At 35.8% G+C, this 20001-nt stretch carries 23 protein-coding genes; 10 read left to right on the top strand and 13 right to left on the bottom strand.

The genetic code is table 11. The features are described from left to right. Nucleotides 1-4 precede the first annotated feature (4 nt). The gene (locus RQM59_RS13465; RefSeq protein ID WP_349242643.1) at nucleotides 5-469 is read right to left on the bottom strand and encodes a MarR family winged helix-turn-helix transcriptional regulator; all 465 of its coding nucleotides are present in this window, start codon (nucleotides 467-469) and stop codon (nucleotides 5-7) included. Nucleotides 470-680: 211 nt separating this feature from the next. Here RQM59_RS13465 and RQM59_RS13460 point away from each other — a divergent pair, with 211 nt between their 5' ends. Genes RQM59_RS13460 through RQM59_RS13445 form a run of 4 tightly spaced genes read left to right on the top strand, consistent with a single transcriptional unit; the run spans nucleotide 681 to nucleotide 4919 of the window. After that, the gene (locus tag RQM59_RS13460; RefSeq protein ID WP_349242642.1) at nucleotides 681-1610 is read left to right on the top strand and encodes an ABC transporter ATP-binding protein; all 930 of its coding nucleotides are present in this window, start codon (nucleotides 681-683) and stop codon (nucleotides 1608-1610) included. A 4-nt stretch (nucleotides 1611-1614) separates the two neighbouring features. Beyond that, entirely contained in the window at nucleotides 1615-2919 is a 1305-nt protein-coding gene (locus tag RQM59_RS13455; protein WP_349242641.1) for an ABC transporter permease, read from the top strand. A gap of 3 nt (nucleotides 2920-2922) precedes the next feature. Continuing rightward, a complete protein-coding gene (locus RQM59_RS13450) occupies nucleotides 2923-3759 on the top strand; it encodes a mechanosensitive ion channel family protein (RefSeq protein ID WP_349242640.1) in 837 nt (278 codons plus the stop codon). Then, on the top strand, nucleotides 3756-4919 hold the full coding sequence (locus RQM59_RS13445; RefSeq protein ID WP_349242639.1) for a sigma-54-dependent transcriptional regulator: 1164 nt from the start codon (nucleotides 3756-3758) through the stop codon (nucleotides 4917-4919). The genes RQM59_RS13450 and RQM59_RS13445 overlap by 4 nt, the downstream gene beginning before the upstream one ends. Nucleotides 4920-4984: 65 nt before the next feature. Here RQM59_RS13445 and katG read toward each other — a convergent pair whose 3' ends face one another. Continuing rightward, nucleotides 4985-7180 (bottom strand): catalase/peroxidase HPI, encoded by a 2196-nt coding sequence (gene katG / locus RQM59_RS13440; protein WP_349242638.1) that lies wholly within the window; start codon nucleotides 7178-7180, stop codon nucleotides 4985-4987. A gap of 311 nt (nucleotides 7181-7491) precedes the next feature. Between katG and RQM59_RS13435 the strand changes: the two genes are divergently transcribed. From RQM59_RS13435 to RQM59_RS13425, 3 genes are read left to right on the top strand one after another with little or no spacing between them, the layout of a single operon-like run. Continuing rightward, nucleotides 7492-8133, top strand: a complete 642-nt coding sequence (locus RQM59_RS13435; protein WP_349242637.1) for a peroxiredoxin — start codon at nucleotides 7492-7494, stop codon at nucleotides 8131-8133. Nucleotides 8134-8154: 21 nt separating this feature from the next. After that, complete coding sequence (locus RQM59_RS13430) at nucleotides 8155-8463, top strand: thioredoxin family protein (RefSeq protein ID WP_349242636.1); 309 nt, start codon at nucleotides 8155-8157, stop codon at nucleotides 8461-8463. Between the two features lies 1 nt (nucleotide 8464). Then, entirely contained in the window at nucleotides 8465-8722 is a 258-nt protein-coding gene (locus tag RQM59_RS13425) for a DUF6952 family protein (protein WP_349242635.1), read from the top strand. 49 nt (nucleotides 8723-8771) lie between these two features. On the opposite strand, the gene RQM59_RS13420 is transcribed toward RQM59_RS13425, so the two are convergent. The 10 genes from RQM59_RS13420 to RQM59_RS13375 form a co-directional block, all read right to left on the bottom strand. Beyond that, nucleotides 8772-9383, bottom strand: coding sequence for an arsenate-mycothiol transferase ArsC (locus RQM59_RS13420; protein WP_349242634.1), 612 nt, complete (start codon nucleotides 9381-9383; stop codon nucleotides 8772-8774). A 23-nt stretch (nucleotides 9384-9406) separates the two neighbouring features. Further along, entirely contained in the window at nucleotides 9407-9847 is a 441-nt protein-coding gene (locus RQM59_RS13415; RefSeq protein ID WP_349242633.1) for a DUF6428 family protein, read from the bottom strand. Between the two features lie 38 nt (nucleotides 9848-9885). Continuing rightward, nucleotides 9886-10212: an ArsR/SmtB family transcription factor gene (locus RQM59_RS13410; protein ID WP_349242632.1), complete on the bottom strand. Its 327-nt coding sequence runs from the start codon at nucleotides 10210-10212 to the stop codon at nucleotides 9886-9888. An 88-nt stretch (nucleotides 10213-10300) separates the two neighbouring features. Then, the gene (locus RQM59_RS13405) at nucleotides 10301-11047 is read right to left on the bottom strand and encodes an SDR family NAD(P)-dependent oxidoreductase (protein ID WP_349242631.1); all 747 of its coding nucleotides are present in this window, start codon (nucleotides 11045-11047) and stop codon (nucleotides 10301-10303) included. Between the two features lie 52 nt (nucleotides 11048-11099). Continuing rightward, nucleotides 11100-11663: a TetR/AcrR family transcriptional regulator gene (locus tag RQM59_RS13400; protein WP_349242630.1), complete on the bottom strand. Its 564-nt coding sequence runs from the start codon at nucleotides 11661-11663 to the stop codon at nucleotides 11100-11102. 42 nt (nucleotides 11664-11705) lie between these two features. Continuing rightward, nucleotides 11706-11858, bottom strand: coding sequence for a hypothetical protein (locus RQM59_RS13395; RefSeq protein WP_349242629.1), 153 nt, complete (start codon nucleotides 11856-11858; stop codon nucleotides 11706-11708). 16 nt (nucleotides 11859-11874) lie between these two features. After that, the gene (locus tag RQM59_RS13390; protein ID WP_349242628.1) at nucleotides 11875-12525 is read right to left on the bottom strand and encodes a hypothetical protein; all 651 of its coding nucleotides are present in this window, start codon (nucleotides 12523-12525) and stop codon (nucleotides 11875-11877) included. 16 nt (nucleotides 12526-12541) lie between these two features. Beyond that, nucleotides 12542-13144, bottom strand: a complete 603-nt coding sequence (locus RQM59_RS13385) for a short chain dehydrogenase (RefSeq protein ID WP_349242627.1) — start codon at nucleotides 13142-13144, stop codon at nucleotides 12542-12544. Next, a complete protein-coding gene (locus RQM59_RS13380) occupies nucleotides 13145-13753 on the bottom strand; it encodes a cupin domain-containing protein (protein WP_349242626.1) in 609 nt (202 codons plus the stop codon). It lies immediately after the preceding gene. 3 nt (nucleotides 13754-13756) lie between these two features. Continuing rightward, the gene (locus RQM59_RS13375) at nucleotides 13757-14602 is read right to left on the bottom strand and encodes a hypothetical protein (protein ID WP_349242625.1); all 846 of its coding nucleotides are present in this window, start codon (nucleotides 14600-14602) and stop codon (nucleotides 13757-13759) included. Between the two features lie 117 nt (nucleotides 14603-14719). Between RQM59_RS13375 and RQM59_RS13370 the strand changes: the two genes are divergently transcribed. The 3 genes from RQM59_RS13370 to RQM59_RS13360 are packed head-to-tail and all read left to right on the top strand — an operon-like array spanning nucleotide 14720 to nucleotide 18968. Continuing rightward, complete coding sequence (locus RQM59_RS13370) at nucleotides 14720-15547, top strand: exonuclease domain-containing protein (protein WP_349242624.1); 828 nt, start codon at nucleotides 14720-14722, stop codon at nucleotides 15545-15547. Then, nucleotides 15547-16032, top strand: a complete 486-nt coding sequence (locus RQM59_RS13365) for an ABC transporter ATPase (RefSeq protein WP_349242623.1) — start codon at nucleotides 15547-15549, stop codon at nucleotides 16030-16032. Before RQM59_RS13370 ends, RQM59_RS13365 begins: the two co-directional genes overlap by 1 nt. A gap of 14 nt (nucleotides 16033-16046) precedes the next feature. After that, the gene (locus RQM59_RS13360; protein WP_349242622.1) at nucleotides 16047-18968 is read left to right on the top strand and encodes a serine hydrolase domain-containing protein; all 2922 of its coding nucleotides are present in this window, start codon (nucleotides 16047-16049) and stop codon (nucleotides 18966-18968) included. On the opposite strand, the gene RQM59_RS13355 is transcribed toward RQM59_RS13360, so the two are convergent. Next, entirely contained in the window at nucleotides 18940-19992 is a 1053-nt protein-coding gene (locus RQM59_RS13355) for a lysophospholipid acyltransferase family protein (RefSeq protein ID WP_349242621.1), read from the bottom strand. The genes RQM59_RS13360 and RQM59_RS13355 overlap by 29 nt on opposite strands. Nucleotides 19993-20001: the final 9 nt, after the last annotated feature.

Raw genomic sequence — 20001 nt, 5'->3', positions numbered from 1 at the left:
TTGTTTACACAGCTTTTTTATCGATTTTATCGTCCTGATAAATCATTTTGTCAGCTATAAGTTTGTTTATAGTAGAGGTTACTTTGAAGAATGCTTCCATTTCTTCATCAGTTATATGTTCTCTAATTTTAGTATTAAAAACGATCACAGATTCTTTAGATACCTCTCGCATCTCTTTTCCATAATCTGTGAGTTTGATAATTACGCTTCTACCATCTTCTGGGTTCTTCTCTCTTCGGATAGCCCCCTTATCTTCCATACTCTTCAAAATCCTGGAAAGACTTGTGGGCTCCATACCCATAAGTGGCCCTAAAGCAGTAGAAGGAGTACCGTTTTCATAATCAATATTAAGCAATACAAAGGCGGTGGCCATCGTGCTATCATGCTTGGCAGCTTGCTCATTGTAGAGTTTTGCTACCGCTTGCCATGTCGCTCTTAATTGATGATCAATTGATTTGTTTTTGTCCATTGCATCAAAGATATAAAAATTTATTATGCGTGCATAATAAATAAGTAAAAAAATTATGCATGCATAGTATTTTTTAATAATTTCTTAAGAGTTTATCTAGAAAAGAGTAATTAATGCCTGAAAATCTGTAACAAATTTTTATTATGAATACTAATGTTAAAACAGTAAGTTTGTTACGCTTGAAGAACGAATTAAAAATCAACTAAACTATATGGGGAATTTATTAGAAATTAATAATGTAGTAAAGAAGTATGGAGACTTTACTGCATTAAACAATGTATCACTTCAAATACCCAAGGGAAGTGTTTTTGGACTGCTAGGTCCAAATGGAGCAGGAAAAACCTCGCTTATTCGTATTATTAACCAAATCACATTGCCAGATAGTGGATCTATTGTCCTAGATGGAGAAGCTTTACAGCCTAAACATATAGAAGATATAGGTTATTTACCTGAAGAAAGAGGTTTGTACAAAAGTATGAAAGTAGGAGAGCAGGCATTGTATTTAGCGCAATTAAAAGGCTTGAGTAAAGCTGAGGCAAAAAAAAGGTTAAAGTACTGGTTTGAGAAGTTTGATATCTCTGCCTGGTGGGGTAAGAAAATAGAAGAGCTTTCCAAGGGGATGGCTCAAAAAGTCCAGTTTATTGTAACGGTTATGCATCAACCTAAGTTATTGATTTTTGATGAACCGTTTTCTGGTTTTGATCCTATTAATGCACAATTGATAGCAAATGAGATCTTACAATTAAGAGACGAAGGCGCTACTATTATATTTTCTACACACAGAATGGAATCCGTTGAGGAGCTTTGTGATGATATTGCTTTAATTGATAAGTCAAATAAGATTTTGGATGGTAGATTAATTGATATTAAGAGGGAGTTTAGAACCAATACTTTTCAGGTTGGATTGGATACAGATAACGCGAAGGAAGTAGAAGCTACTTTAAGAGAAAAGTTTGATGTATCTCCAGCTGATTTTAAGCTATTAAGTGATGAGTTGTGTTTGAATGTTAAACTGACAGAAGGAAATTCGGCCAACGATTTATTAGGGTATTTGTCTGGTAAGGGACAGGTGCAGCATTTTGTGGAATTGATCCCTAATGCAAATGATATTTTTATTCAAGCAATAGGTAAAAACAGTTAAGATCATGGGAAAGCTAAAGTTAATTGTTAAAAGAGAATTTAACGCGAAAGTAAAAAATAAATCATTCATCATGATGACCTTCTTAAGTCCACTAATCATGGTGGGAATGGGAGCATTGGTCTTTTTCTTAATGAAGAAAAATGATGAAAAGGTTAAGAACATTATATATGTAGATAATTCACAATTATTTTCTGATGACAGTTTTAAAAGTACAAAGACTGTCAAGTATATAGATTATACAGATCAAGGGATAGAGTCTTCTAAGAAGAAAGTAGAGGATGGTGAATTTGATGGTGTATTATTTATTCCTAAGATCGATAGTTTAGAGGTGTTGGCTGGTTCTATAGAGTACTACTCTAAAGAGACACCAGGATTGTCTATTATGGATAATATTGAAGGCAAAATTGAGCGTAAGTTGCGTAATGTGAAATTGACCAATTTCGGAATGGATCTTGAGAAAATAAAGGCTTCTAGAATATCGGCTGAAATTAAAATGATTAATTTCTCTGGAGAAGAATCTTCAAAATTAAATAACGGATTAAAGATAGGAGTCGGAGCCATTGCAGGATATTTATTAATGATGTTTGTGATGATCTATGGAACTTCCGTAATGCGAAGTGTTATTGAAGAAAAAACTAGTAGAATTATTGAGATCATCGTGTCTTCTGTGAAACCATTTCAGTTAATGCTTGGTAAGATTATAGGAAATGCTTCTGCCGGATTATTACAATTCTTTATTTGGGGAGTATTATTGCTGATAATATCTATTGTTGCGTCTGCTGTTTTTGGTGTCGATATGAGCGAAATGCAATCGGCAGAACAACTAGAGACTATGAAACAAGCCTCAGGAGGAAAAATGGAATTGATCATTCAGGAGATCTTACGACTACCTTTATTGAAACTATTTGTACTATTCATTTTCTATTTCTTAGGAGGATTTATGTTATACAGTTCTTTATTTGCGGCGGTTGGTGCTGCTGTAGATAATGAAACAGATACACAGCAATTTATGTTGCCAATTATGCTACCTTTAATATTAGGTGTATATGTTGGTTTTGCTACTGTGATCAATGATCCACATGGACCTATTTCAACCATATTCTCATATATTCCATTTACATCACCGATAGTAATGCTTATGAGAGTTCCGTTCGGAGTTTCGTGGTATGAATTAGCGATTTCAATGGCATTATTATTGCTTACCTTTACATTCATGGTATGGTTTGCTGCAAAGATCTACAGAGTTGGAATCTTAATGTACGGAAAGAAACCTACCTATAAAGATTTGTATAAGTGGTTAAAATACTAGGACTTGAAAAAACTAAATGAGTTTTTAGACTATTCTTTCAAGATAGGTGAAAATATACATCTAGATGTAAGAACCATTCTGATTATCATTTTTATTATGCTGCTTACAAACTGGTTATTAAAACTAGTGCGTAAAATAGTAAATAGTAAATTAGATGAACAGAACAAAGGAAAGTTTAGATCCGTTTTTTCTTTTATAAAGTACTTCATTTATACGTTGGTGCTGATTGTGGCACTGGAGTCTTCAGGAATAAAAATGAGTGTTTTACTGGCTGGATCTGCTGCGTTATTAGTAGGTATTGGTTTAGGGCTACAAACCTTATTTCAAGATATTATTTCTGGGATATTCATTTTGGTTGACAGATCGCTACAGGTAGATGATATTGTGGAAGTTGATGGTAAAGTGGGGCGTATTTTTGAAATAAAGTTGCGTACTTCAAGGGCGGTTACGATTGATGATCGCGTGTTGATTATTCCGAACCACAAGTTCATGACGCATAGCTTGTATAATTGGACTCAGAATGGAAATGTAACAACAGAGTCTGTTGAGGTTGGTGTCGCATATGGAACAGATGTGGAAAAAGTAAAAGAGATCTTACTAAAGATTGCGGAAGAGCACCCTATGATCACTAAAGCGAAAAAACCAGACGTCTTATTTTGGGAATTTGCCGAAAGTTCTATGCGTTTTAAACTTCTTTTTGTAATCAGAGATAGTTTTACCAGAAATAAGATTAAGAGCGATATACGCTTTGCCATAGAAAAAGCGTTTAGAGAACATGAGATTAGAATTCCATTTCCGCAAAGAGATGTTCATATATTCAACCCTAAAAATCAAGAATGAGTAAAATACTAATTATAGAAGATGAAGCTGCAATCCGCAGAGTGTTAACGAAGATTATTTCGGAAGAAAACGATGCATATCAAGTAGAAGAGGCAGAGGATGGCTTACGAGGTATAGAAATGATCAAGGATACTGACTTTGATTTGGTATTATGCGATATCAAGATGCCAAAAATGGATGGAGTAGAGGTGTTAGAAAAAGCAAAGAAGATAAAGCCAGAAACACCGTTTGTAATGATCTCTGGGCATGGTGATCTGGATACAGCGGTAAACACGATGCGCTTAGGAGCTTATGATTATATTTCTAAACCACCAGATCTGAATCGTTTGTTAAATACGGTTCGAAATGCGTTAGATAGAAAGGTACTGGTTGTTGAGAATAAGCGTTTAAAGAAAAAAGTAAGTAAGAACTATGAAATGATTGGTAAGAGTAAGGAGATCACTCATATCAAAGACATCATAGAAAAAGTTGCAGCAACAGATGCACGAGTTTTGATCACGGGACCTAACGGGACTGGAAAAGAATTGGTGGCTCATTGGCTGCATGAAAAATCAGAACGTGCTAAATCTCCAATGATAGAGGTAAATTGTGCGGCGATTCCATCAGAATTGATAGAGAGCGAACTATTTGGTCATGTAAAAGGAAGTTTTACGGGTGCCAATAAAGATAGGGCAGGAAAGTTTGAAGCAGCAAATGGAGGAACTATTTTTCTAGACGAAATAGGAGATATGAGTTTATCCGCCCAAGCAAAAGTGCTCAGAGCTTTACAAGAAAACAGAATATCTAGAGTAGGAAGCGATAAAGACATTAAGGTAAATGTTCGAGTGATTGCGGCAACCAACAAGGATCTTAAAAAGGAAATTTCAGAAGGAAGATTTAGAGAAGATCTATACCATAGATTAGCAGTTATTCTAATTCAGGTGCCTGCATTGAATGATAGACGGGATGATATTCCATTATTGATTAACTACTTTGCAGGGAAAATAGCAGGAGAACAAGGAATGGCGAAGAAATCATTTTCTAAATCAGCGATTGATCTATTACAAAAATATGACTGGACGGGTAATATTCGGGAATTACGAAATGTTGTAGAGCGATTGATCATTTTAGGGGAACAAGAAGTCTCAGAAAACGATGTAAAACTGTTTGCAAGTAAGTAATCCATTTGATAAATAAAAAAGGCGATCCATTTATGGATCGCCTTTTTTATTTCGTCTATTTTGATCTAATCCAGATCATAACGATCCAGGTTCATCACTTTGGTCCATGCAGCCACAAAGTCATTCACAAATCTTTGTTCCCCATCATTGGCACCATATACTTCACAAACTGCTCTTAGCTCCGTATTCGATCCGAAGATCAGATCGGCACGTGTTCCAGTATGTTTTAGCGCTCCCGTTATACGATCGCGTCCTTCAAATAAGGTTTGGTCGTCTGAAGTTGCACTCCAGGTTGTACCAAGATCCAATACATTTACAAAGAAATCATTAGATAAACTTCCAACATTATCTGTAAATACACCATGGTTAGAACCATCGTAATTTGTTCCTAATACTCTCAATCCGCCTACTAAAGCAGTCATTTCTGGAATAGAAAGTGTTAGCAAATTTGCTCTATCTACCAATAGGTCTTCAGCCACAGCTTTTACCTTTGGGTGTACATAATTTCTAAATCCATCAGCCAAAGGTTTTAAGTAGTTGAATGATTCTATATCAGTTTGTTCTTGAGAGGCATCTCCTCGTCCTTGTGTAAATGGAACTGTCACGTAATGTCCTGCATTTTGAGCTCCCTGCTCAATACCAACATTTCCTCCTAGCACGATAAGGTCTGCCATAGAAACTTCCCCGCTGAAATCATTTTGAATTCCTTCATATACGGTAAGTACTTTGTGTAATTCACTTGGGTTATTTACCTCCCAATTTCTTTGAGGCTCCAAACGAATTCTTCCTCCATTGGCTCCACCGCGCATGTCTGAACCTCTAAAGGTAGAAGCAGAAGCCCATGCAGTGGATACCAGCTGAGAAATGGTTAAACCAGAAGCAGCAATACTATTTTTTAAGGTAGCTATGTCACTATCGCTTAAACTATAATTTACGGTTGGAATAGGATCTTGCCAGATTAATTCTTCCTGAGGAACTTCTGGACCTAGATAGCGATGTATCGGCCCCATATCCCTATGCGTTAGTTTATACCATGCTCTTGCAAACGCATCTGCAAACGCATTATGATCTTCGTGAAAGCGTTTCGAGACCTCTAAATAAGTCGGATCCATTTTTAGTGCCATATCTGCGGTAGACATCATCAATGCTTGCGATTCGTTCGCATTTCCTGCTTTCGGAGCTCGTTTAGCTTTAGACGCTTCAGTAGGTGTCCATTGGTGCGCTCCAGCAGGACTTTTAGTTAATTCCCAATCATAATTTAATAGAACGTCAAAATACTCATCATCCCATCTGGTAGGATTCGGTGTCCATGCGCCTTCCAATCCACTAGTAATGGCATCATCTAAAACACCGCTTTGATAGGTGTTTTTCCAGCCCATACTCATCTGCTCTATAGGAGCACCATGAGGTTCTACACCCACATATTTGTCTGGATCAGCAGCTCCATGTGCCTTTCCAAAAGTATGTCCGCCCGCAACTAAAGCAACTGTTTCTTCATCATCCATGGCCATTCTTCCAAATGTGATTTTAATATCGTGAGCAGATTTTAATGGATCTGGTTCTCCATTAGGTCCTTCAGGATTTACATAGATCAATCCCATATGAACAGCACCGAGGTGACCTTCTAAATCTCCATCACTTGTATCATATCTATCATCATTATCTAACCATCCAGTTTCTGACCCCCAATAAATATCTTGTTCTGGTTCCCATACATCCTCACGACCACCAGCGAAACCAAAGGTTTTGAACCCCATAGATTCTAAGGCGCAATTTCCTGCTAGTATCATAAGATCTGCCCAGGAGATCTTATTACCATATTTCTTTTTTACAGGCCATAGTAATAAACGAGCTTTATCAAGGTTACCATTATCTGGCCAGCTATTTAAAGGAGCAAAGCGATGTGTACCTGAACCAGCGCCTCCACGTCCATCTCCAACACGGTAGGTTCCGGCACTGTGCCAAGCCATGCGAATCATAAAAGGTCCGTAGTGCCCATAATCGGCTGGCCACCAATCTTGAGAATTAGTCATCAAGTCAATGACATCCTTTTTTAGTGCATCATAATTGACACTACTGAATGCCTTTGCATAATTAAAATCGTCACCCATTGGATTAGATTTTGATGCATTTTGACGCAAAATGTTTAATTTCAATTCGTTTGGCCACCAGTCGCGGTTTGATGTTCCGCCTCCGGCACCTTTGCTAAGCTCTCCGCTCATAAAAGGACATTTTCCTTGGTTAGATCCGTGATTTTCCATGTTCTATTAATTATTAAATTATGATACTCCCAAATTTACAATAAATTATGAATAATTTTTATCTATATTTTTTATTTCATTATAAGTTAAAACTATGAATATATAGGTTATTTGATCGCTTTTGCTGAAAGAATTTTTTATGGTATAGAATCTTGATTTATAACGTATAAAGAAAGACTATTTACTATTTGAAAAAACTATAGTAAAATCAAGAAAAAAAATGATGGTTTTTCAATTTATGAACCATTGCATAGATATATTTGCAACGCAAAAATGAAGCGAAATATTAATCAATAAAAATAAACGAAAAAATGGCTACACTAGTAGGTAAAAAATTTCCAAACATCGCAGTAGATGCAATGAATGAAATGGGAGACACATTTAAAATGAACGTCTTAGAAGAAGCGGTAAATAGTAAGAAAAAAGTATTGTTATTCTGGTACCCAAAAGATTTCACATTTGTTTGTCCAACTGAATTACATGCTTTTCAAGCTACCATCGCAGAATTTGAAAAAAGAAATACAGTGGTAATCGGAGCTTCTTGTGATACTCCTGAAGTTCACTTTGCGTGGTTAAGCACAGCTAAAGATAATGGAGGGATCGAAGGAGTTACCTACCCGATTTTAGCAGATAGCAATAGAAACTTATCTAGCATCCTTGGTATTTTAGATATCACCAATGAAATCTATGATGAGGCAACTGGAACAGTGCAGGTAGAAGGTGATAATGTAACTTATAGAGCTACTTACTTAATTGACGAAGAGGGAACGGTTTTCCATGAAGGTGTGAACCATATGCCAGTAGGAAGAAATGTAAATGAGTTCTTACGTTTAATTGATGCATATGCACACGTACAATCTCATGGAGAAGTATGCCCAGCAAACTGGGAAGAAGGAAAAACTGCATTGGCACCAAATGCTAAAGGTACAGCTGAATATTTAGCAGTTCACTAAGCATATTCTAAATAGTTAATAATGATACAAGAATTAAGTCAAGATAATTTATCAGAGATCGTTGCTAGCAATGATAAAGTAGTTGTACAATATTCTGCTACCTGGTGCGGTAACTGTAGAATCATGAAGCCAAAGTTTAAAAAGCTGGCTGGTGAAAATGATGGAATGGTGTTTGTGATGGCAGATGCAGAAAAATTTCCTGAAAGCAGAAAATTAGCTACAGTAGATAATTTGCCTACATTCGCTACTTTTTCGAATGGAACATTTCAAAATCAGGTACAAACGAACAAGTTTGATGTTTTAAAAGAGTTAGTAGATCAAATCAACTAGTATGAAATTGCCAGTAATAAAACATTTGACAAATTTTATCGAAGAAAACGATCAGGACTATGTTATAGAAACGATCGAAACTTTAGAGGCTTTAACAGAAGTTCCCTCATTAAAAGATGAAGAATTAGATGTTATTGGAGAATTGATCTCTAATATGTATGGGGCCATTGAAGTAAATAAAATGGTCAAGGATGGGACTCCTAAAAAGGAAGCATTAAATGCTTTTATGAAGCGAGTTTTAGGATCTATTGATACTTAATCCTGTATCTTATAAAGATAAAAATCCCGAGCATGTGCTCGGGATTTTTTTATGTTTTTACTTGTTGAAGAACATATAGTATTTCCGTAGCGATCTGTATACTTCGCTCTTGATATTTTTCTTTTTCTTGATCTGTTCCGTCGAATAGCTTTGGGTCCTCAAAGGTAATCGGAATTCTTTTTTCTGCTCCAGCAATAAACGGACAACCGCCATCGGCTTGAGAGCAGGTCATAATAGCTGCAAAGCTATCTTCTGGGTTAAAAGGATCATCATATCTCTTAGAAAAACCAATGATGGGTTGCGCATTTTTTCCGTACTTCACCGCATACACCGTGTTTGATTCATCTGAAATAGCTTGGATGTCAAAACCTTGATTTTTTAGTGTGGTTAATACTCCTGATGCCATCGCTGTTGCTTCTGTTCCACCAGAATAGCAATACACATTTGGGATACCCCTGTGGTCCGCCAACGTTTTCATCCAGATTTGAGACAAATGACTTCTCCTAGAATTATGCGTACATATAAAGTTGATATTTATAACCTCGTCATTGTCAATCTTGTTCTGAATAAATTCCGTAAGCGGGTTTAAAATTTGTTTCCTTTCTTGTGTTATGGTGTTTGTATTAAGGCTGGAGATTGTTTCTCTTATTGCTAAAAACATGAGTACTTGGATATTTGATTTTGTTAACAACAACCTGAATTTGGTGCGCAAGCTGTTTGCGTTTTTACTTCTGGGATACCACATGCTTCTTGAGCCAGGCAAGCAGTATTGGTAGAGGTTAATAAAAAGTTCTTTCCATTAAAATCCAGTCCGAATTTTCCAATGGTAGTGCCTTGATATTCTACTTCAATATCTAGGTCATTCAATCCCAATACTTTTTCAGATAGATTAATAATATGCACCAACTTTTCCGGATGTAGTCGATGATCGTAATCATTTGCGTCCCACAGCTGAAAGTTAATGACTTCTTCCTTTCTTATAGTTCCCCCACAATCGATAAAGTTTTTGGTGATTTGCCCTACTTCGGTAACGTGAAAATGATTGGGAACTAAAGAACCATCTGGTAATTCAAAAGCAATGGTCTCTAAGTTCGACAAGTGTTGTTTAATTTCTGATAACTTCATTTTATTGTAATATTACGATTAATAAATATAAATTTTTTTCAACAACAATTTTTATATACAGAAAGATCTAGAAACGCGGTTAGACTGTGTTGAATGTTTTTCCATTCTTCTTTGTTAATGCAGTAGCAAACACTAGTTCCTTCTATATCTCCTTGAATGATGTTTATTTTTTTTAACTCTTTTAAATGTTGCGATATCGTGGGTTGCGCTAAGCCTATCACATTAACCAGATCTCCGCAGATGCAAGATTGTATCTTCATCAAATGTTGAAGAATAGCAATTCGCGCAGGATGCCCTAACACTTTAGCAATAGCTGCCAAGTTGTTTTGCTCCTCTGTAAATATTTCTGACTTCGTTAGCCCCATATTAATTATTATATTGCAATATTACGATAAATAGTTTATATAAAAATGAAAACCTGACTTTTTTTCAAGTTTTCATTTTTATCTATAATTAATTTCTCCCTGCCATGACTCCACCATCAATGTCCAAAATGGTTCCGGTAATCCAGGAAGCTTTGTCGGATAACAGAAAAATAATACTGTTCGCTATATCTTCAGGAGTTCCGTTCCTTCCAATAGGGTGGAAGCCGTGGAATCCTTCCAATGCTTTTTCTGCTTCTTCTTTACCTCCAAAAACTCCATGATATACAGGTGTACTTACCACAGCGGGAGAAACAGCATTGACTCTAATATTATCTTCAGCCAGTTCCATGGCTACGTGTTGCGTAAGCGAGTGTAAACCTGCCTTTTGCATAGAGTAGGCCGATGACGGCGTAGCTTTTACAGCTTGTTTTGCCCACATGGATCCAACACTAACAATAGCACCTCCTCCGTGTTCTTTCATTTTCTTTGCTGCTGCCTGTGTAATGAAAAAGAACCCACGATTAAGGTTTAGATAAGCATCATAATCTGAAATAGTATGATCCAAGAATGGTTTAGGTCCAAATATACCCGAAGCATTAACTAAATAGTCTACGCGATCCAATGCGTCAATAGCTTTTAAGAAATCCTTTAGTTGACTGCTGTTGGAAATATCCACGGTGTGCTTTCTTAAGTTATCCTGATCCTGAACCTTATCAGTATTTCTTCCTACAATGTGTACGACTGCTCCCTGAGCGAGTAATTGTTCTGAAGTGGATTTTCCAATGCCACTTGTTCCACCAATAATAATGGCTACTTTGTTCTTGAATTGATTCATATAGTTATTTTAAAATAGACAGACAAGTCTGTCTTTAGTTAAACAAATTTTTTTAATTAATAATGGAGTTACATAATTCTCTGGCAGAGGTAATTGGCCAATCATTTTGATGCAAATGACTCTCTGCAACAGCACCTTCATACAATAAGTAAATCTGCTTTGCCAGTTTTTGTTGTTCCAATGTACTATGATCTGGCAGATTCTGTCCTACTAGCTCAGTTAGAAAGTTGATAAGACTATTTTTCTGCTGTTGGATTTCGGACCGAATCCGTTGATTCTCTTTGGGCAACTCCGAAATAGTATTAATACACCAGCATCCATTAAAATCTTTATCTTTAAAAAAGGCTTCTAAAAAATCAAATACCGCTAATACTTGACCAATACCTTTTTTCTTCGAAGCACAAACCTCTTTTATTTTAGTTAAGAATGCAGAATTCTTATACTGTAAGTAGGCAAGACAAATATCTTCTTTAGATTTAAAATGATTATACAATGTCGCTTTAGCAATACCAGCTTCAGAAATGATTTCATTAATCCCGGTCAAATTATATCCCTTATGGTAGAATAGATGTGAGGCAGTTTTAATAATATGATCTTTGATTTCTGAATGTTTCATGATGCAAAGATACAATTATTTTTTAAAAACAGACAAGTCTGTCTATTTTTTGTTTTCGTTGGATTTTCTGATAATGGCTTTTAGTCGTTCCTTGTTCTTGACTTTTTGTTGCTGCACCTTAGAAACCTTTTGAGCCATCAACTTGGAGTGCTTTGCTTTATTGACTGTATTTTTTGCTTTTCCTTTTTTAGGCATACTAGTAACTTAAGCTTTACTTGGATTGCATTTTCGCGTAAACAATATTCAATATTTGATTAACCTGAGGCGTTTTTTTGATAGGGATTTGTTGTTCCTTATACAATAGTTCTAATGTCTTGGTATTTATATACTGAGGGTGGTAGATTTCCGTGATCGTAGCGTATTTATAGTCGTTACCATCTTTTTGTATGTGAAAATCATACATATAAAAGGCCAATGCATTTTTTTGAATTGACATTAGATCGTATACATAGGAAAACTCCTTTAACTTTGTAGGAATGGTTCCTTTATATAGAGGCACTTTGACAATGCTCCATCTATTTTTTTTGAAGATCCTTCCAATCGATGCACCCTTTATAACTTTTGAATGTATGGCTGCATAACTCGAATCTATCTGCTCTGGATAATTAACAACGGCAAAGGTTCTCGTTACCTTAGTCCCTTCTTCAAAACTATATAAATTAGAAATACGTACTTTGTTTGTATGACTTAAAACATCAATGTCATAACTGCCAAACTTTTCTTTGATACGCTCACTATTTAATAGTTTCGTCGAAAGCAACTTTTTTGATAATGTGATACTTTCTTGTTCGGTTGTCGTATTACAACTAATAAGGAAACTAGAGACTATTATGAAAAGAAATACTTTAGTAATTTTCCTCATGATTTATCTTATTGCTTTAAGAATATATACGGATAATCTCACCATTTCCTTTTCCTAACACGCTTCTAGCATATCCGTTGATTACTTTAGACATGGGAATTGGGTTATGACCTGGAAAATAACTTTTGTATTTTTCATAGGCATCTTCAACCATTCCCGATGAAACAACATTGAGTCGAATTCCGTTTTCAATTTCTAAAGAAGCAGCTTGTGCAAAACTGTGAATTCCACCATTAACCATCGAAGCACTCGCTGTCTTAATCACAGGGTCATCTGCAAGAATTCCGGTAGTCAAAGTTATAGAACCACCTTCATTTAGGTATTTCTGACCAATCCGTACTAGGTTTACTTGACCCATCAATTTACTCTTTAAACCGATATAATAATCTTCTTCAGAGAGTTCTTGAAACGGCGCCCATTTAGCTTCACCAGCTATACAAATAATAGCATCTAATTTTCCAGTCTTTTCAAACATGGCTGTTATTGAGGAGCTCTCAGCAATGTTTACAGTGACGTCGCCAGATGTTCTTCCGGCAATAAGCACTTCATGATCATTTTTAAAATGATTTGCTACCACTTTTCCAATGGTCCCGTTTCCACCTACAATTAATATTTTCATTTAATGATGTGTTAGTTTCGTTATAATTTCTTGATGTTGTGGAAATTGTTTGGCCAACTCTTTCCGTTCTGGCAATACAAAATCGGCAAAATCAAATCCAGGAGCCACTGTACAGCCCACTAAGGTATAGGTATTGTCACCAATCACTTCGGCAGCAAACCAATCACCACCTTTTACTACATATTGAGGAACTTCACCTTTATCAAAATCGTTCCCTATGATCACCGAAGTATATTCGCCTTCTTTGCTGATCATGTGTAATAATAGAGGAGCACCTTTATAGAAATGCCACATTTCATCTTGGTTGATCTTATGAAATGCTGAAAACTTTTCTGAAGTCAGCAAAAAATAGATCCCCGTTGAGTAATTTCGATCTCCCTTGTACTTTTGACCCAATTCTACATTGGATATTTCACCTGTACTTCTATAGGTTTCCTTAAAGTAACCTCCTTCAGGATGTTCAAGTAAGCCTAGTTCTTTAATAATTGTCATTGCATTCATTGATGTATCTTCCATATTTGATTTTTGCTTTTGTTGTACTTGCCTGCACCCTATCACCAATAACGAAAGGAAAAGAAGACTCGTAACAGTATACTTAACTTTCTTCATAGGTTACCGTACTCTGGGATCGCCATTAAAAGCACTATTGTTTGTCAATTGTGTAGACAGTCCATTTAGGATATCGTACCTATAAATTTCCCAGTTTCCACTTCGATTACTTCCATATACAATAGAGAATCCATCTTTAGACCACCTACCAATTAGGTCGTATCCTTTGCTATTGGTTATGTTCTTGATTTCATTGGTCTCTAGATGCAAAATATAAAGGTCAGGATCCGAAGGATCTTTTCTGTTCGAACTAAAAACTAATAACCTTCCATCAGGCGATAATTCACCACGTTCATCATTGGCAGGGTTATTTGTAAGATTTTTTAGCTCGCGTGTTCTTATATTCATTGAGTACACTTCATTATTTCCAGTGGCATTATTAGTAAAGATAATGGCACTGTTGTCAAAAGACCATGCCAGATAGTTAGAAGTACCGTCAAGATCTTTGGTGTAGTTTTTACCAATGCTTGCATCTCTATCCTTTATAAATATATCTCCAGCACAAGTATATGCTTCTATACCATATCCAGAAAACACTATATTTTTGTCATCTAGAATGCACTCCTTGGGTTGATCGATCTTTTTTTCATCTTTAGTGATCAAATTAAACTCATAACGGTTGATGCGTGTACTATCTTGGCGTAAGAATTGAATTACGTTCGGCGTAGCAAATACAGCACCCCATTCTTCTTTATCAGTCTGTACAATGGCTTCTTTTTCTGAACCGTCTAAGAGCATCATATAAATATCTGAGTTCCCGCTTTCATTGGAACTAAATAAAATTCTAGACGGAGATGTACTACATCCAACTCCAAGAACAAGTAAAATAAGTACTAAAAGCTTTTTCATGTTTACCAAATTAAAGAGAGTACAAGTTCGGGTTTTTATTTTAAAAATTGGAGTAATTTTTAGAAGTAGTTGTACACATTTTTCTTACTTTTAATGTATATATAAACGAATGAATTTATGGAGTTGAAACTCACAAAACCAATAGTGTTTTTTGATCTGGAAACCACAGGTATTAATATTGCGAACGATAGAATTGTAGAAATATCCATTTTAAAGATATTTCCAAATGGAACCCAGGAAAGTAAAACATGGTTGGTAAATCCGGAAATCGAAATTCCTGCAGATGCCACTGCAGTACATGGTATTACTAATGAAAAGGTGGTTACGGAACCTACATTTAAAGAGATAGCAGATGTTGTGAATACAATGATCGCGGATGCTGATTTGGCTGGATTTAACTCAAATCGATTTGATATTCCTCTGTTAGCCGAAGAATTTTTACGAGTTGGTATTGATTTTGATATGAATAATCGAAAAGCAATAGATGTGCAAGTTATCTTTCACAAAAAAGAACAACGTACGTTAAGTGCAGGCTATAAGTTCTATTGCGGAAAAGATTTAGATGATGCGCATTCTGCTGAAGCTGATACTAAAGCGACGTATGAGATCTTAAAAGCTCAATTGGATAAATATGAAGATATTGAAAACTCTGTAGATGCGCTAAGTGAATTCTCTACACATGGAAAACGAGGAGATTTTGCTGGATTTATTCTCTTTAATGATCAAGATCAAGAGATTTTTTCTTTTGGAAAGTACAAAGGTAGAACTGTAGAAGAAGTACTTAAAGAGAACCCTGGTTATAATGCCTGGATTCAAAATGCAGACTTCCCATTGTATACGAAGAAAGTATTGCGTGAGATTAAACAGCGTATGGTTACTCCGAAAAAGAAAATGACGGATGAAGAAAAATTGCAAGCGTTGCAACAAAAATTTAATTTAAGATAATGTATATAACATATAATAATTTACCTAATAATGCTAGAGTATGGGTGTATCAATCTGAAAGGATGTTTACGCGAGATGAGATAGATTTTATCTCGGAGAATGCACAGACCTTTGTCGAGCAGTGGACGCGCCATGGAGATGATTTAAAGGGATCATTTACTATAAAGTATGACCAGTTTTTGGTATTGGCAGTAGATGAAAGTTTCGCAGATGTGTCTGGATGTTCTATTGATGCTTCTGTTCGATTTGTACAAGCTTTGGAGCAAAAATTGAATGTCGATTTGATGGATAAAATGAATATCTCGTTTAAAGATCAAGATAATATAAATATTGTGAAAATGTCGGCTTTTAAGGAGTATGCAAAAGCAAATAAGATTACAGCAGAGACGATTGTTTTTAATAACATGATAGCAACAAAAGAAGATTTAGAAACAAAATGGGAGGTACCGGCAAATCAAAGTTGGCATCGTCGTTTTTTAGCTTAAAATGAGAGTAGATAATGAGGTATAAAATTTTTGTTTTTCTAATAACATGGGCAGTCCTAAATGGATTTGCTCAAAATGTAAATCCACTTTATACAGCAGATTACAAAGCCCAAACCCATTGGGTAGATAGTGTTATAAACACCATGTCGTTGGAAGAGAAAATAGGCCAGTTGTTTATGATACAGGCATATTCGAATAAAGAAGAAAAGCATGAGGATTTTATTAAGGAGATGATTACCAAGTACCATGTTGGAAATCTTATTTTTATGCAGGGAACTCCAGAAAAACAAGCAACACTTACCAATACATATCAAGCACTGTCTAAAGTTCCGTTACTTATCGGTTTTGATGGAGAATGGGGATTAGATATGCGATTAAAGAACACATATCGCTTTCCATGGAACATGACCTTAGGAGCTATTCAGGATAATAACCTTATAGAGCAGTTTGGGAAACATTTAGGAAAGCATTGTAAACGACTTGGAATTCATGTCAATTTTGCACCAGTGGTTGATGTAAATATCAATCCAGCAAATCCGATAATAGGGAATCGCTCTTTTGGAGAAAACAAAGTCAATGTTACGGAAAAGGCTATTGCATTTACGCAGGGAATGCAAAGTGAAGGGGTTATGGCAAATGCTAAGCATTTTCCTGGACATGGTGATACCGCTACGGATTCTCATTATGCACTTCCCGTATTGAATTTTGACAAAGCACGATTGGATAGCGTTGAACTATATCCATATCCAAGAGTTTTTGATGCCGGAATAGCAAGTGTAATGACCGCACATCTGAGTATTCCTTCGTTAGAACCAAATAGAGAACTACCCACTTCATTGTCCAAAAATGTGGTGACAGGCTTATTGCAAGAAGAACTGGGTTTTTTAGGTTTGATATTTACGGATGGATTGAACATGAAAGGAGCTACTAATTTTGCGACTTCTGCAGAAATAGATCTGGAAGCAATTAAAGCAGGAAATGATATCTTATTGATTCCGCAAGATGTTCCAGGATCCGTTGCACTTATTAAGAAAGCCTTATTTACTGGAGCACTATCTCAAGAAAGATTAGAAACTTCTGTTCGTAAAATATTACGAGCCAAATATTGGGTAGGATTGCACAAGTACGAACCCATTGTTTTGGAAAATTTGCAAGAAGAACTCAATACGATTGAAGACGAGGTATTACATAGAAAACTGGTAAAGGCTTCATTAACTGTAGTGAAAAATGAAGGTGATGTTGTTCCCATTCGAAAATTGGATGAAAAGAAGATAGCGTATGTGAGATTAGGAGACGATCGAGGAAATAGCTTTGCAAATATGCTTCAAAACTATACGAAGGTAGATACCATTTCTGATCAAAACCTAGATGTATTATTGAAGAAATTGAAGCCTTATAATTTGGTAATTGTTGGATTTCATAAATCTAATAGACACCCTTGGAAATCCTATAAATTTAGCAATCAAGAAATAGTATGGTTGCAGGAAATTGCTCGAGAGAAGAAGGTGATTCTTGATGTTTTTGCAAGCCCTTATAGTTTGCTGGATGTAAAATCTTTTACCAATATTGAAAGCGTGGTTGTATCCTATCAAAATAGTAGACTTGCACAAGAGATTTCTGCACAAGCCTTGTTTGGAGCAACTCAGTTTAAAGGAAAGCTACCCGTATCCATAAAGTCAGATTTTGCCGAAGGAACAGGATTTACAACTTCTAATTTGAATAGGTTGCAATATTCAATTCCCGAAGCAGTACAATTATCATCAGAAAAATTAGCGAGAATTGACTCTGTGGCTAATGAGATACTGACCAAGAAAATGGCACCTGGTTTTCAGATCTTAGTGGCCAGAAAAGGAAATGTAGTATATCAAAAGAGTTTCGGGTATCATACGGATGCTCAGAAGGATACTGTAAAAAATTCTGATCTATATGATGTTGCATCTTTGACTAAGATTTTAGCTTCTTTACCTATGGTGATGAAGGCTGAAGAGGATAAAAAAATAAAGCTTTCCTCCAGCATTCGTGACATTCTACCAAAATTTAAAAGATCTAATAAGGATACCGTAACAGTTAAGGAATTGCTATCACACTATGGTCGATTACAAGCTTGGATACCTTTCTATCGCTTAACTCAGGATAGTATTACTGGAAAAAACCTACAACAGTTCTATAGAAACAAAAAGTCAAAGAAATTTCCTATTGAGGTAGCCGAGAATTTGTACTTGAGTAAATCTTATAAAGATTCTATCTACAAGTATATAAAGGAAGCGGAGCAAAGAGAAAAACCAGGGTATAAGTATAGCGATCTGGGGTACTATATCTTAAAAGAAGCTATTGAAAGAAAATATAGAAAAGGCTTAGATGAGTTAACAGATAAAGAGTTCTACAGTGGTTTGGGAGCCGATAGAACCACCTTTTTACCGTTGAAAAAGTTTTCGAAAAAGGAAATTGTTCCTACCGAAAAAGACACATACTATAGAAACCAATTACTTCATGGATATGTCCACGATATGGGGGCAGCCATGTTGGGAGGTGTGAGTGGTCATGCAGGATTATTCTCCAATGCGAATGATGTAGCGAAAATTATGCAAATGTATTTGCAAAAAGGATTTTATGGGGGACAGCGTTTTCTAAGATCATCGACTATTGATAAATTCAATAAACGCTACTTTGAAGATAAAAAAGTGCGTCGAGGATTAGGTTTTGATAAACCACAATTAGATCCTAGAGTAGAGGCTACATGTGGTTGTGTTTCAGACAAGAGTTTTGGACATAGTGGATTTACAGGAGCATACACCTGGGCAGATCCAGAGAGTGAGGTCGTTTATGTATTCTTATCTAATAGAGTGTACCCAACCATGGAAAATAGAGGTTTAGTAAAAGAAAATATCAGAACCGAAATACAGAGACTTATTCAGGAATCGATTTTGGAGGAATAGATTCGAACTTTGTATAGATCAATAATAGAACTAGCGAAGTTCCAAGATATATTAATCCGATCTTCCATCCGAAAAGCAACGATACGATCCAAGTTTGAATTCCATAGAATAGCGGGAAAGTAACTACATTAATTCCAAATCGGAAAGTATCCACAAATTCAATTTCATCTACTTTTTTAGCAATATGCTTCCAAAGCAACCAGGGGAGCAGACTATTTAGAACAATCAATATTTTTAAAGGAAGAAAGTAGTGATATTTCTTCGTTTTAGAAGTGATAGTGCCATCAGATATTATACTGTTTACATTAGCAACCTCAGTATAATCGGTATGAGCATTGTTTAATTGATCTAGAACGTCTTGATATTTTTCATTATTCGGAATATGTACCACCATTTTTTTTAATTGTTCCCTAACCTGAGTTCTTAGGCTCAAAGTAGCAGCAGGAATATTGTTGATGTCATAGTGGTCATTTGCAATAATTGGAGTTCCGTATTTTATAGAAACACTTGTCGGATATTCGGAAGGATTTTGATAGGTAATTCCTACCGGTATAATCGTGATCTTGAGATCTGGATACCTATCAATAGCACCAAAGACTATCCTTGTAAAACCTTTACTAATAGGACGTATCGTACGTTTGATGTTATGGCTTCCTTCTGGGAAAATCATTAAAGCCTGCCCTTTTTTGAATATCGAAAAACATTGATCAAAAATGGCTTCATTCTTCGCGAGTTCCTTTACTCCATCCCGTATACGATAGATTGGCATTAAGTTTAAGGTAGCGAGTAGTTTTTTAATTGTAGGGTTCTTAAAAGAAGCTGCCCTTACTAAAAAGTGTTGCATTCTCCTGTTAGTTGTAGCAACCAACAAAGGGTCTATTAGCGCATTAGGATGATTTACTGTAAAAAGAACAGCACCTTTTTGAGGAATATGCTCCTTTCCTTCAACTTTTATTCTTTTGATATAAAAGAATAAGGCCGTTTTGACTAAGATCCTAAAAGAATAATACCAAAGTGTTTTCAAGTTCGATCA

The sequence above is a fragment of the Asprobacillus argus genome, assembly GCF_032248395.1.
In the GTDB taxonomy this organism is placed as follows: Bacteria; Bacteroidota; Bacteroidia; order Flavobacteriales; family Flavobacteriaceae; genus Polaribacter; species Polaribacter argus.
Note: the sequence above shows the minus strand (reverse complement) of the source record. Positions and strands in the feature narration are given on the sequence as shown.

What these genes read in the sequence shown, in the direction of transcription:
- RQM59_RS13465 (WP_349242643.1), bottom strand. Translation starts at nt 469, where the DNA reads ATGGACAAAAACAAATCAATTGATCATCAATTAAGAGCGACATGGCAA.
- RQM59_RS13460 (WP_349242642.1), top strand. Translation starts at nt 681, where the DNA reads ATGGGGAATTTATTAGAAATTAATAATGTAGTAAAGAAGTATGGAGAC.
- RQM59_RS13455 (WP_349242641.1), top strand. Translation starts at nt 1,615, where the DNA reads ATGGGAAAGCTAAAGTTAATTGTTAAAAGAGAATTTAACGCGAAAGTA.
- RQM59_RS13445 (WP_349242639.1), top strand. Translation starts at nt 3,756, where the DNA reads ATGAGTAAAATACTAATTATAGAAGATGAAGCTGCAATCCGCAGAGTG.
- katG (WP_349242638.1), bottom strand. Translation starts at nt 7,180, where the DNA reads ATGGAAAATCACGGATCTAACCAAGGAAAATGTCCTTTTATGAGCGGA.
- RQM59_RS13435 (WP_349242637.1), top strand. Translation starts at nt 7,492, where the DNA reads ATGGCTACACTAGTAGGTAAAAAATTTCCAAACATCGCAGTAGATGCA.
- RQM59_RS13430 (WP_349242636.1), top strand. Translation starts at nt 8,155, where the DNA reads ATGATACAAGAATTAAGTCAAGATAATTTATCAGAGATCGTTGCTAGC.
- RQM59_RS13425 (WP_349242635.1), top strand. Translation starts at nt 8,465, where the DNA reads ATGAAATTGCCAGTAATAAAACATTTGACAAATTTTATCGAAGAAAAC.
- RQM59_RS13420 (WP_349242634.1), bottom strand. Translation starts at nt 9,383, where the DNA reads ATGTTTTTAGCAATAAGAGAAACAATCTCCAGCCTTAATACAAACACC.
- RQM59_RS13415 (WP_349242633.1), bottom strand. Translation starts at nt 9,847, where the DNA reads ATGAAGTTATCAGAAATTAAACAACACTTGTCGAACTTAGAGACCATT.
- RQM59_RS13410 (WP_349242632.1), bottom strand. Translation starts at nt 10,212, where the DNA reads ATGGGGCTAACGAAGTCAGAAATATTTACAGAGGAGCAAAACAACTTG.
- RQM59_RS13405 (WP_349242631.1), bottom strand. Translation starts at nt 11,047, where the DNA reads ATGAATCAATTCAAGAACAAAGTAGCCATTATTATTGGTGGAACAAGT.
- RQM59_RS13400 (WP_349242630.1), bottom strand. Translation starts at nt 11,663, where the DNA reads ATGAAACATTCAGAAATCAAAGATCATATTATTAAAACTGCCTCACAT.
- RQM59_RS13395 (WP_349242629.1), bottom strand. Translation starts at nt 11,858, where the DNA reads ATGCCTAAAAAAGGAAAAGCAAAAAATACAGTCAATAAAGCAAAGCAC.
- RQM59_RS13390 (WP_349242628.1), bottom strand. Translation starts at nt 12,525, where the DNA reads ATGAGGAAAATTACTAAAGTATTTCTTTTCATAATAGTCTCTAGTTTC.
- RQM59_RS13385 (WP_349242627.1), bottom strand. Translation starts at nt 13,144, where the DNA reads ATGAAAATATTAATTGTAGGTGGAAACGGGACCATTGGAAAAGTGGTA.
- RQM59_RS13380 (WP_349242626.1), bottom strand. Translation starts at nt 13,753, where the DNA reads ATGAAGAAAGTTAAGTATACTGTTACGAGTCTTCTTTTCCTTTCGTTA.
- RQM59_RS13375 (WP_349242625.1), bottom strand. Translation starts at nt 14,602, where the DNA reads ATGAAAAAGCTTTTAGTACTTATTTTACTTGTTCTTGGAGTTGGATGT.
- RQM59_RS13370 (WP_349242624.1), top strand. Translation starts at nt 14,720, where the DNA reads ATGGAGTTGAAACTCACAAAACCAATAGTGTTTTTTGATCTGGAAACC.
- RQM59_RS13365 (WP_349242623.1), top strand. Translation starts at nt 15,547, where the DNA reads ATGTATATAACATATAATAATTTACCTAATAATGCTAGAGTATGGGTG.
- RQM59_RS13360 (WP_349242622.1), top strand. Translation starts at nt 16,047, where the DNA reads ATGAGGTATAAAATTTTTGTTTTTCTAATAACATGGGCAGTCCTAAAT.